This window comes from Nostoc sp. DedVER02, from assembly GCF_034530675.2.
Taxonomy (GTDB): Bacteria; Cyanobacteriota; Cyanobacteriia; order Cyanobacteriales; family Nostocaceae; genus Nostoc.
The window spans coordinates 141,836-154,241 of the sequence record NZ_JAVRCP020000005.1 but is presented as its reverse complement, the minus strand read 5'-3'; the positions used below and the strand labels follow the sequence as shown (position 1 = coordinate 154,241).

The following is a 12,406-nucleotide window of genomic DNA, read 5'->3' as shown; positions in this document are numbered from 1 at the left end:
ATACTTTTCGGTTAAAGGGGAAAGGGAAAGGGGAAAAGGAGAAAGAAAAACCTTTACCCTTTAACCTTTTCCCCAAAACCCGACAAGTATTGACACAGGTGTACTGCTACGAATAGTCTATCTGCACTACTTTTTTACTCAAACATCACCATTTTTAGTACAAATATACTATAATATGGATAGCGTCCACAAAGCCTAATGAAATACCTAACGGCTGTGTGACAACCTTCTGGAAGATGGATTTAAGGGTTAGTTCGATGATGAAGCATTATATTCTCAACCTCAATCCGACTGCCAAGCATGAATGGGATCGGTGTATTTTACGCGATCCGTTGACTGCCAAACGCCCAGATATCGCCAAATTAATTGCTGAAGCGGTTGGTGCTGATACAGGCAGTTATTTGGTAAGCGTGAATATCGAAGTTCAAGTTTTGCAGCAAGCCGCAGTTCCTCAAGCAGAACAACTCTCACTTTCGTTTCCAGAGGTGAGTGTGCCGTCACAACCACAACTGCGGGAAGCGGCTTAATGCGATCGCTTGGAAAAAAATAAATTATCCAAAATTATTTGTAGGGGATCTTGCCCAAGATCCCCTAATTCTGCCACAGTGTACTAAAATCTGTCAGACAGCAGTTGAGCAATTTGCTGATTAATAGTTGCAATATCAAAACGCCTAGTAGCAGTAGTCCTAGCATTATTAGCTATAGTTGCAGTTATTTCCGTCTCCTGAAGACAGGTGGTAATTACTTGTGCAAGTTCCTGGGGTTCTCCTGGTGTCACCAAAAAACCATTAAGTCCATGTTCTACCAATTCCATTACACCCCCAGCTTTGGCTGCAACTATAGGTTTTTCACATAGCATTGCCTCTACAATCACTCTACCAAAGGGTTCTGGGGAAGTAGAAGTATGTGCAACTAAATCACAAGCTGCCATTAACTGAGGAATATCTGAACGAAATCCTAAAAATTTGACGCGGTTTTCTAGTCCGAGATCCGCAACTTGTTGGTGTAATTGTTTGACATAATCTTGTTCGCCAAATAGGGCATCACCCACTAAAATCGCTGTCACCTCTTGCGGACATTGGGCAAGGGCATCAATTAAAATATGTTGTCCTTTCCAAGGTGCAAGACGGCTAAAGTGCCCAACTACAAATTTACCTTGTAATCCTAAGTTTTCTTGCAATTTATTAATATCAGATTTATCAATCTGATATATTTTTGGATCGAAGCCATTATAAACAACTTCGATTATATCTGGCCGTCCTCCCGCTTGGATAAAGGCTGTTTTACTAGCTTGGGAATTAGCAATTACTAATGAGGCAAAACGATTAGCTAAGTTAATGGCAATGCGAAGATTCGTTTGGCTAAAATGTTCTTTGGAAAGAATATCGTGTAAATGATAAACCAAAGGACGATGACTAAAAAAACTTGCTAATGCTCCTACAACTAGTGCTTTTTGAGTATTAGCATAAATTAAATCATATTCACGCGCTTTTTTAATTACCTTAGTAATCAAAGGTGCAAGTTGTCTGACACTTTTTAATCCTTGCACTAAACTGCTTTCTTTATGAACTTGAATTGCTTGAGTTGCAAGAATTTCTACAAGAATATCATTTTGCTGTAGTAATTCTTTAAATGGGCCATCTGCGAACAAACCTACTAAAGCGCGATTACAGTATGGTTTAGCAATATCTATTAAACATAATTCTGCACCGCCTGGTTTACCGCTTTGGTCTAAGAAAAAAATTCTCATAAAGTTTATATTTTGTTATCTAATTTGATCCATACAGCACCCCTAATATCATTACAATCGCTTGTTTAAGCTAGTAAAACATTCCGTACTTTTTGGGCAATTTGATTCCAGTCGTAGTGTGTAGTGGCATACTGGCGACAATCCGATCGTGAAGGTATGGGGATATTTTCTAAAAGTGCTTGTTCTAATTTTTCAGCAATAGCTGAGGCTTCTGTTGAAGTTGTAATTAAATCGGGTGAAAATTCTGATAAAATTTCTGGCATTCCTCCAACTGGGGTACATATCACAGGAGTACCACAGGACAGAGATTCCACTATTACTAATCCGAACCCTTCAAAAGATTGACTAGGCATTATAGTCAGTTCCGCAGCTTGGTAAGCTATAGGTAATTGCTCATCAGGGAGAAAACCTAAAAATTTAACGTTGTCATCTAGTCCTAATTCTGTAGCCTGTTGTTGTAGTGCAGCTTGGATGTGACCACGACCTGCGATCGCTAGCCAAACATCTGGTATTCTGGGCTTAATTATAGCCAAAGCCTCCAATAATTTGTCAACTCCTGTTCGATGCACTAAACGGCGGGATGTAAATATTATCCGGCGATCATTTGGCCAGCCTAGATGTTTACAAGCCTCTTGGGGTGATAAATTTGGTTGAAACCAGTTAATATCAACTCCACCAGGAATAATATTAATTTTGCTCCACGGTACTTGATATTTATCGTGTAGAATTTTACCAAAAGCTTGACTTAAAACAATGAAGCGATCGCAGCGATTATAAGTATTTTTTTCTATTAGCTGATGCTTAATTAAAAGACTGAGGTTTTTATTAACTACCTCTTGCTGACTTTCCGAAGCCCAAGGGCCATGAAAGTTAAAAGTAACTGGAACTCCCTTTGGCAAAATATCTAAAAGAGGAAAGCTGTATAATGCAAAGTGCAAATTAATAGCATCTGGTTTGTTTGTTCTCGTTTTTTGAAAGTTAGTGCGAATTGACCATAATCTTTGCCAAATAGCACTATCGGGAGAAGCTAAATTAGTCAGCTTAATTGGCAAATTTATTTCTGTCTCTGGTAGACCAACTCCACACAATTCAACCTGGTCTTTATTTGCTGCTAATTTATGAGTTAATTCATAAATATATCTTTCCAATCCTCCCGGAGTTTTGGGAAACCAACCTAATCCCAAGGTGAGAATAGATGCAGATGATGAAGCGAAATTTTCTGGTTTGTTTTTCACTAATATGTCTCCTGTAAATCAATACGGTTCAGTTAAGGCTAAAACTCTGTTATCAAGTCAATTTTTTAACGAACCGCCATCTCTACGAGAGGCTTACGCCAACGCGCAGCGTCTCCAAGAGTTGGCGCAGAGGACGCAGAGAGAAGAAAGAGAAGGAAAAAATTGCTTAACTGAACTGTATTGTCCTATAAATATATTAAAACAGTGGAAACTTATAACTGTAAGACCCTACGGTATGTTCTAAAGATGAATTATTAGTATTTTTAAATACACATTTTCAATAATATATTTATATAGAACACCAATTTATAAACTATTTATATGCCAACGTCAATAAGGGACGAGAGATGGTGTTTTTATTAACTACATAATACTGATGGGGTATATATGATACTTGTCAATTAAAAAGGGCAAAAGCTAGATAGAGAGAGTCAATGCTCCCTATAAATTGAGAATTATAGAAATATTATGTATTAGTGTTTACCATTTTTGTCTGTCAACGAGTAACTATTAATACTTTGAAACTATATTAGTTGAAAAATTAAATAATAAAAGGATTTTTGTAAAGATAGTGTAAAAATATTGCTCATTTATAATAATTATATTTTTTACTGATTTCCCAAAAAATGAATGTATATAAATAATTAAAAGCTTAAAACTATATGAAAAATAAATTACTGGTGCGGTTACGAAAATTACGTCAAAAACTGAATCAGCACATCAAAAAATTATTTAAAACTCGATATTTGCAAAAGAGTAAAACCTTTAATTTGTTACTCAGTGTCGCTGTTGGAGTCATTGTTACTACTATTGGAATTACAACAGACTGGGCGACAACTGGAACCTCCACGCTTACATACAAAACATCGTGGATAGGTAACACAATTGGCAGTGGAAATCTGCGAGTACAAAACAATATTGAGGCAATGTATGTTTCTCCTGATGGCACAGTTTATACCAACAGCCATTGGGATGAAGCGGGAATGGAAGCAGCGATATATAAAGATGGTAAGGTTATTGGTGCTATTGGAGATACTCACGGCTGGAGTCGTGGAGGTGGTATAGCTGTAACCGCAAATAGTAAATATATTTACCTTGCCATGACTCAGGGATCGAAGGGTAAAACTGATGAAGATTACCCTCCTGAAGGTACAACTTGGCACTGCGTTAGACGCTATGATTTGTCGGGAAAACCTGCACCGTTTCCTGAAGGGCGTGGCTGGGATAAAAGTATGTTAATTACCAGTACTAAAAGTGAAGTTACTGGATTAGCAACTGTAGGAAGTGAGTTGTATGTGAGTGATTTTGCCGCTAACCGCATTCGTGTCTACGATACTGAGACAATGAAGGAAATACGCAGCTTTACTGTTAACAATCCGGGAGCAATAACTATTGATTCACAGAAAAATCTGTGGATTATTCAAAATAAAAATGGTAGTAAACCTGCCAAAATTTTACATTATTCCCAAAATGGAAAGCAATTGCCCCAACAGATTGCAGATATCGTTGAACCAACTGCGATCGCAATCGATCGTGAAGGTAAGCTGTTAGTGGCAGAAAATGGGCCGCGTCAGCAAATGTTGGTTTATGACATCAAAGATAAACCAGTGGAAGTGGGTAGTTTTGGCTGTAAAGGCGGTATCTATACAGGAATTGCTGGTGAAGTTCGAGATTTAAAACTTTATGGACTTACCGGAGTTGGTAAAGATGCTTCAGGTAATATCTATATAAATAGTAATGGTTTCAATAAATCGGGAACAGATTTGCGGAAATTTTCGCCATCGGGAAAACTAATATGGCGATCGCTAGGATTGATATTCGTTGATAATGCAGATGCCGATCCTAAAACTGATGGTGTAGATTTATTCACCAAACAAGAACACTATCTCATGGATTATGGTAAGCCTGCTGGTAAGCAGTGGACTTACAAAGCCTACACCTTAAATCCTTTCAAATATCCTCAAGATCCCCGACTGCATACATCACCCGATGGAACCTTTGTTCGCCGCATCCAAGGGAAGCCGTTTTTGTTCTTCACAGATATGTATAACAGCTTCCTGCAAATATATCGTTTCAATCCAGCCACGGATGGTAAAGTTGCTATCCCAGCCGGAATGTTTGTTGGTAGCAATGGCGCAGATAAACCATTTCTCGCCGGAAATTGGCCGCCTAATCAACCACAAAAAGGTGAGTGGATTTGGCGCGATCGCAACGGTAATGGCAAATTTGAAAATGACGAATATGATACCAGCAAAGATTATCCCTATATCGGGGGATGGTGGGTAGACAGCAAAGGAGATGTTTGGAAAGCTTTGCGAACAGAAGATGGCATTCGCCACTATCCTTTAAAGGGAATAGATCCTAAAGGCAACCCCATCTACAACTATAGTTCGATGGAAAAGCAAGCTACTCCCAGCATGTTTAACGACTTGCGACGGATCGAATATTTTCCCGAAACAGATAGTATGTATTTGTCAGGTTTCACAGCAGATCATCCCGCATTCGGTGATGATACTGGAGTTGCTGGATCTGAAATTGCCCGTTTTGATAATTGGAGTAAAGGTAATCGTACTCCCCGTTGGCGAATTCTGATTCCCTATGACACCACTGGTAAACGCGAAGTGTCTACAGCAGCCATGAGTGTGGCGGGCGATCGCGTATTTGCCGTGACAGTCAAAACCGCAGAGGTATATGTCTATAATGCCAAGACGGGAGTGCAAGTACAACTGTTAAAACCAGGCCCAGAAGTTGGCAGTGAAAGTGGCTGGATTGATATACCTTACGGTATCCGCGCTTTTCGTCGTTCAGATGGAGAGTATCTGGTATTTGTGGAAGAAAACTGGAAAGGAAAAGTGATTGTGTATCGGCTAGCGGGATGAACATTTAATAATATCGTGTCCGCTTAAAAACTTATTATCAGGTTTAGGGAATAGCTATAGCAATCCTATCTGATTTATAAAAATCCGAGGTATCCAGATCCCCGATTTATCAAATAAGTCGGGGATATAACTTTTCACGAATGATTTAGACTTGCTATATGTAAGGAGATATGTGATTAAATGTATTGCACGTTGAATAAATTAAGCATAATGCTTCATGCGTCGAGACTCGATTTTTTATAAACTCTTTCAACAATCTCCTACTTTATTATTTGAATTATTGACAAATCCGCCCACCAATGCAAATGCATATCGATTTGATTCGGTAGCTGTCAAAGAACCTAAATTTGAGATAGACGGAGTGTTTCTCCCACCAGAAAATGAAAGCGCAGGAGTTGTATATTTCTGTGAAGTACAGTTTCAAAGAGATGAACAGCTTTATGAAAGAGTATTTGCAGAATCTTCACTATATTTCTACCGCAACTGTACCAGATTTAGCGACTGGCAAGCAGTAATAATTTATCCATCTCGCAATATTGAACAAAGTAACATCTACCCTCATCGTGGATTGCTTAACAGTAACCAAATACATCGGGTGTATTTAGATGAATTGGGGAATATTCGTGAATTACCTTTATGGGTAGCTTTGATGGTGTTAACTACCCTCGAAGAAGAACAAGCACCACAAGAAGCTAGATATTTACTTGAGCGATCGCGCCAAGAACAACCTCAACCATCAAGTAGCGTCATAATGGAATTAGTGACGACGATAATGGTGTACAGATTTGAACAATTAAGCCGGATAGAGGTAGAGTCTATGCTAGGAATCACGCTCAAGGAAACAAGGGTTTACCGCGAAATTAAGGAAGAAGGACGAGAAGAAGGGCGAAGAGAAGAGGCTGCTAACCTTATTATCCGACTTTTGACTAAGCGGTTAGGAGAACTCTCTGAAGAAATACACTCCTCAATTGCTAGCTTATCCCTACCTGTTTTGGAAGATTTGAGCGAAGCAGTGTTAGATTTTACCAGCTTGGCTGATTTACAAGCTTGGTTAGTGGCAAGATAAAAGTGCGTTAGTGCTTAGAAGTGCGATCGCTCATTGAGCTAAATCTAAGTAAATTTACTTGTTGTTTATTTGCAGTCTTTATGATATGTTCCTCTACATAACAATTAAATACAGTATCTACACCAAGTTAAAGTAGTTTATAAAAGCCAAAAAGATGAAAATCTCTATGAGGCTGACATTCAACCAGGCAAAGTTGAGTTTTAGGGTTACGGTATACCAAGATTCTCTACCGAACCCAAAAATTGCAACCGCTATTGGGGATTAATCTGATGTCTCAGAGTAAATCTGTAGAACCGGCTTCAGTCCAAAGCCGCATTCTCGTACCTCAGAGGTATCACAGGCAACCTGTTATTTCTCGATTAGTGTCTCGTTATGGTTTAACCGTCAATATCAAAGCCGCATCCCTGACATCCGACAGTGACAGCGATGGCTGGTTTGATTTGGAACTTTCGGGAAATCCCCAAAAATTGACAAATAGCCTATCTTACTTGCAAGGATTGGGAGTAAATTTACTGGAATTTGCGATCGCAAACCACATTCAACCCAAACAGCACTCTTTACCTTTCCCAAACCCAGTTAGCAAATTGAGTCCAAAAGATTCTGCATTGCTGACAAATCAATGGCAAGAACAATTCCAGCAATGGATTTCTCTGGGTCAAACTAATCGGGTACGCCTGCAACTGTGCATTTTAAAATCTTATTACAAAGAGCCAGTAATTTCCGAGTTAGTTTCTCGTTATGGACTCACAGTAAATATTACCAGTGCAACACTTCAACCCGATACGGAAGATGACGGCTGGTTTGACTTAGATTTGTGGGGGAGAACAAAGCAACTTTACTCTAGTCTGAGTTATTTAGAAAAGCTGGGATTACCAATTTGGCTGGATTTGTCTAGCGTTTATAGCGATCGCTAAGGGAAGAATTCAGAATGGGCTAAACCTTAGCTATCCGCTAACAGGAGTCAGAATTCAGAAATCATCTAAATTTCGTAGTACCAAATTTCTTCTTCTCGCACCACAATTCGATGCAGAGAGAGACGAGCAATCAAGCCCTCTTGCTCAAACTGTCCAAGAACACGAGTGATAGTCACACGAGTGGAACCAAGCATTTCTGCTAAGTCTTCGTGAGTCAGACGCATATCTATTAAACGTCCCTTCTCAACTTCCGAACCAAACTTTTTAGATAACCATGCCAACAACTTGATTAGCATGGTATCAACTTTTTTATGGCTACGAATAACCATTAATTCTTGAGCCTGTTGGATATGAGTAAGTAGAGTTTCTGTTAGTTGAGTCCACTCCTCTAAAGGTAAGACTGTCGCCTCCACTTTAGTTAGGCATTCCATCTGATAAGGTTCTAATTTTGACAAAGACTTACCAACTATATCTCCAGGCCCCCACAATCCCAAAGCGACGGTTGTACCATCTTCCAAATAGGTGAAAGTCCTGACAAAACCCGTTTCAATTTTCCAAAGACTATTTTGATGCTCTGGCAGAAATGACCTCCGGGCAAAAATTTCTTTAGTATTATTACTGTTTAAGCTAGTTAAATTCGCATATAAAGATACCATACTTATATAACTATTCTCCGATAAATTAACCGTAGTATTATATTTATATCAGGTTCTAAGAGCATCTGGGCATTTTAAATAGGGAGTGGAGAATAGGGGGATGAGGGAGATGAGGAGGAATACCCAATAGCCAATTCCCCATTCCCAATGCCCAATTCCCAATTCCCAAAATTAAATTCCTGCACCATCAAGAAAATCTTCAATCATCCCATCAGAATTATTGTTCTTAGAAGATGTTTCTTCCTCGCCAAGCTCAGTTGGAGACAAACTTGATTGTTGCAACTGCTCAAACTCTTTCTCTAGAGCCTTGACGCGCTCAAATAAAGCGCGGATGACTTCAGCTTCCACGTCGCGGACTTTATTATGATCCAGAACATTGGTAGACGAGTTGTTCTGACGAGTCACACGTCCTGGAATCCCAACGACAGTAGTATTACTGGGTACATCTCGCAGCACCACAGAACCGGCTCCAATACGGACGCGATCGCCAATTTCAATATTTCCCAATACCTTCGCACCCGCTCCCACAACTACATGAGAGCCTAAAGTTGGATGGCGTTTGCCGCTTTCTTTCCCAGTCCCGCCAAGGGTAACACCTTGATAAATCAGGGCATAGTCGCCCACGATCGCAGTCTCACCAATCACAACTCCCATACCGTGATCGATAAACACTCCCTGGCCAATTAATGCTCCAGGATGGATTTCAATCCCAGTTAAAAATCTACTAATATGAGAGATGAAGCGAGGTATAAAGGGAATTCCAATTTTGTACAGCCAGTGTGCCAATCGATGGAATATTAGAGCTTGAAGTCCAGGGTAACAGAACAATACTTCTAGCCAATTACGGGCTGCTGGATCGCGCTCAAAAATGGTTCGCAAATCAGTTAGTAACATACTCTTTTGAGATTTTCGTTGGTAAGTGAGGCTCTGAAAACAGAAACTCAGGATAATTCCCACAAAAAAATCGAGTCATTTATGGGAATTGTGTAGGATAATAAACTACGGTAAGTCGATAGAATATAGTGCTTTTGTGGCTACTAAGTGGGATGCTATCACATTCCACACTTTAAGAAAAATTAATTTCGCATTAACTGCGATAAGTCCCCCAATTCACCGTAGTATGTTGAGTACAGTCTTGAATAGCCAAAACTACGCTCTCTTGGATCTGTCTTCCAAAGTGGAATACGCGCTGCTGGCACTCTTAGAACTGGCAAGCCACCACGGAAAAAAACTTCCTCTAACCATGAGCGAGATCACTGCCAAACAACCCATACCTGAACGCTACCTGGAACAAATTTTGACCAACCTCCGGCGGGCTGGTGTGGTGCAGAGTCAACGCGGCTCGAAAGGAGGTTTTGTTTTAGCTCGTGAACCTTGGCAGATTACACTACTAGAAATTGTCACTTTTGTTGAAGGCGAGCGGAAAGAGAAAGATACTTCTGACTCTCAGACTCTAGAAAAGACTCTGGTTTATGAAGTTTGGGAGCAAGCTAACGCTGCCTCAATTGAGGTTTTGGGTCGCTATACACTCCAAGACTTGTGCCAGGAAAGAGAAACTCGCGCACAGCAAAGCCCGATGTATTATATTTAGACACGACGGAGTATTCACATGCGGATAGCAAAAGATATCACAGAGTTAATCGGACGGACTCCTTTAGTTCAATTAAACAAAATTCCCCAAGCTTCAGGAGCGGTTGCTCGGATTGTGGTGAAGCTAGAAAGCATGAATCCAGCATCTTCTGTGAAAGATCGGATTGGCGCGAGTATGGTGGAAGTGGCGGAAGAAGCAGGCTTGATTCACCCCGGAAAAACTGTTTTAGTAGAGCCGACTTCTGGGAATACAGGAATTGCGCTAGCGATGGTGGCGGCCGCTAAAGGGTACCATCTCATTCTAACGATGCCTGACACAATGAGCCACGAAAGACGATCGATGCTCAAAGCTTATGGCGCTCAATTAGAGTTAACGCCAGGGGTAGAAGGGATGCGAGGAGCGATCGCTCATGCAGAGGAGATTGTAGCTAAAACGCCCAATGCTTATATGTTGCAGCAGTTCCGCAACCCAGCTAACCCGAAAGTTCACGCCGAAACCACCGCAGAAGAAATCTGGAATGATACCGATGGAGAGGTGGATATTTTGATAGCGGGAGTGGGTACTGGTGGGACAATTACGGGAGTTTCAGAAGTTATTAAAAAACGGAAACCGAGTTTTCAAGCGATCGCAGTTGAACCAAGCAATAGCCCAGTATTAGCAGGTGGGAAATCAGGGCCTCACAAAATTCAGGGTATCGGTGCGGGATTTGTCCCAGCAATTTACCGTTCAGAACTAGTGGATGAAGTGATTCAGGTAGCGGATGAGCAAGCGATCGCTTACAGCCGTCGTCTAGCAAAAGAAGAGGGATTATTATCGGGGATTTCTACTGGCGCTGCTTTATACGCGGCTATTCAAGTAGCACAACGTCCAGAAAATGCAGGTCGTTTAATCGTCATGGTGCAGCCTAGCTTCGGCGAACGCTACCTTAGCACCTCACTGTTCAAAGATCCAGAAGAAAATGAGTGGTTGAGTAAAGTTTGATTCGATATACCAATTCGAGATTTTAGATTTGGGGACTTCCAAAAAATAAATTATTTCTTGGGGTGTGGTAAGGCGACAGCATAATACCATTTCTCTAAAATCTTGAGACAGATAGATTTTCCGTAGGGATTCACATCTGTGTATTGCTGTCAACTTAAGCAAAAAAGATGCTGAAGATGTAATCTAAGAACATCAAGTTTGATGTTCTTAGGAACTTCCAAAAAATAAATTATCCAAAATTGTATATTTGTAGGGATAAATCAGAGCGCGATCGCTTGGCTATATGTATCGGCTGGAGTAATCACTCCACAGCCTCATCAGGTATTGCGAGCAGCCGAGGGTTTGGCTATATTATTGCCCGTGGGTGAAGATATTGGGAAAAGGTGAAAACCACGAGTTTTTCAGGAAACAACAAGTTTTTAAGAGCAATCAATTTCTTTAGATTTTTTTTAGCTTATCTATTATCGTAAATTTATTACCACTGTTAATATTAGGGAAAAAGCTGTTCTGAGATACAAGTTTTTCTACATCAGTAACGAGTAGCGATCGCTGCCAGTGGAACAGTTTTAACTTGCACATTTTAAACCCCTTATATATAAGGTTTTATAAATATTATAAGAATGTGCTTCATTCATATTTTTTGCGCTTTGCGTCCCTGCGCTAGTTGGGGGCTGATATCTTGAACCTTCTAAATAGACTTGTCTATAAACTTATAACCCAGTCTATACAAGGGTTTTCAACGCTGCCTATATGTCTTAAATTAACCTATAAATAAGGCTTTGACATAATTAGTTATATTTTATAAACAAAAATAGGATTTTCAAATTTTGTGTTTTAATAGGATTTATTATGCTATATGGTCGGCAAAAGCTAGATAGGAGAAATATCAAAATTAATAATATTTTAATTTTATATCCTATCTTTATGTAAATTTAATTTTCGGACAGGTCTGATAATTTGAAATCAGGCTAATCCAAACCATAAAATTGTAGAAGATGAAGATTGATGAAGAAACTTTGAGCTGTGAAGTAATATTCACAAGCTCAAAATTATTCTCAATAAGCATGGAATGGGCAATACCCAATCTACACAATAGTCAGCTTTTCAGACTGTTATTTTGTCAAAAATAAACTGCTACAAGATATGAGAAATCATTACTTTTGTAGTTTGTAAACAAGCACTAGTAAATGTATCGAATTTTCAATAGGACTTACGCAAAATATCTCTCAACTTCTGATTTCTCTGCGCCGCGCCAGTTGCTTCAAGTCGGGGAACCCGCCCAACGCACTGGCTTCTCTGTGCCTCTGCGGTTCGTTATTCCGTCACTCGTGCGT

11 protein-coding genes are annotated in these 12,406 nt (G+C 39.9%); 6 read left to right on the top strand and 5 right to left on the bottom strand.

Features of this window, described 5'->3' with window-relative positions; genetic code table 11:
- Positions 1–257 precede the first annotated feature (257 nt).
- The gene (locus RMZ41_RS08735) at positions 258–527 is read left to right on the top strand and encodes a hypothetical protein (RefSeq protein WP_069069307.1); all 270 of its coding nucleotides are present in this window, start codon (positions 258–260) and stop codon (positions 525–527) included.
- A gap of 83 nt (positions 528–610) precedes the next feature.
- Here RMZ41_RS08735 and RMZ41_RS08730 read toward each other — a convergent pair whose 3' ends face one another.
- Complete coding sequence (locus RMZ41_RS08730; RefSeq protein ID WP_322644463.1) at positions 611–1,750, bottom strand: glycosyltransferase family 4 protein; 1,140 nt, start codon at positions 1,748–1,750, stop codon at positions 611–613.
- 65 nt (positions 1,751–1,815) lie between these two features.
- The gene (locus RMZ41_RS08725; RefSeq protein WP_322644464.1) at positions 1,816–2,985 is read right to left on the bottom strand and encodes a glycosyltransferase family 4 protein; all 1,170 of its coding nucleotides are present in this window, start codon (positions 2,983–2,985) and stop codon (positions 1,816–1,818) included.
- A 662-nt stretch (positions 2,986–3,647) separates the two neighbouring features.
- On the opposite strand from RMZ41_RS08725, the gene RMZ41_RS08720 reads away from it, so the two are divergent.
- The 3 genes from RMZ41_RS08720 to RMZ41_RS08710 all read left to right on the top strand — a co-directional run bounded on the left by RMZ41_RS08720 (position 3,648) and on the right by RMZ41_RS08710 (position 7,844).
- Positions 3,648–5,864, top strand: a complete 2,217-nt coding sequence (locus tag RMZ41_RS08720) for a hypothetical protein (protein ID WP_322644465.1) — start codon at positions 3,648–3,650, stop codon at positions 5,862–5,864.
- A 217-nt stretch (positions 5,865–6,081) separates the two neighbouring features.
- Entirely contained in the window at positions 6,082–6,930 is an 849-nt protein-coding gene (locus RMZ41_RS08715) for an Rpn family recombination-promoting nuclease/putative transposase (protein ID WP_322644466.1), read from the top strand.
- A 269-nt stretch (positions 6,931–7,199) separates the two neighbouring features.
- Positions 7,200–7,844, top strand: coding sequence for an NIL domain-containing protein (locus RMZ41_RS08710; RefSeq protein WP_322644467.1), 645 nt, complete (start codon positions 7,200–7,202; stop codon positions 7,842–7,844).
- A gap of 65 nt (positions 7,845–7,909) precedes the next feature.
- Here the strand turns inward: RMZ41_RS08710 and RMZ41_RS08705 are convergent, their stop codons facing one another.
- Positions 7,910–8,500: a Crp/Fnr family transcriptional regulator gene (locus tag RMZ41_RS08705; protein WP_322644468.1), complete on the bottom strand. Its 591-nt coding sequence runs from the start codon at positions 8,498–8,500 to the stop codon at positions 7,910–7,912.
- A 171-nt stretch (positions 8,501–8,671) separates the two neighbouring features.
- Positions 8,672–9,394, bottom strand: a complete 723-nt coding sequence (gene cysE, locus RMZ41_RS08700) for a serine O-acetyltransferase (RefSeq protein WP_322644469.1) — start codon at positions 9,392–9,394, stop codon at positions 8,672–8,674.
- Between the two features lie 226 nt (positions 9,395–9,620).
- Here cysE and RMZ41_RS08695 point away from each other — a divergent pair, with 226 nt between their 5' ends.
- Both RMZ41_RS08695 and cysK read left to right on the top strand, forming a co-directional pair.
- Complete coding sequence (locus RMZ41_RS08695) at positions 9,621–10,091, top strand: Rrf2 family transcriptional regulator (RefSeq protein ID WP_322644573.1); 471 nt, start codon at positions 9,621–9,623, stop codon at positions 10,089–10,091.
- Between the two features lie 18 nt (positions 10,092–10,109).
- On the top strand, positions 10,110–11,072 hold the full coding sequence (gene cysK / locus RMZ41_RS08690; protein ID WP_322644470.1) for a cysteine synthase A: 963 nt from the start codon (positions 10,110–10,112) through the stop codon (positions 11,070–11,072).
- A 438-nt stretch (positions 11,073–11,510) separates the two neighbouring features.
- Here the strand turns inward: cysK and RMZ41_RS08685 are convergent, their stop codons facing one another.
- Positions 11,511–11,651: a hypothetical protein gene (locus RMZ41_RS08685; protein WP_322644471.1), complete on the bottom strand. Its 141-nt coding sequence runs from the start codon at positions 11,649–11,651 to the stop codon at positions 11,511–11,513.
- Between the last annotated feature and the right edge of the window lie 755 nt (positions 11,652–12,406).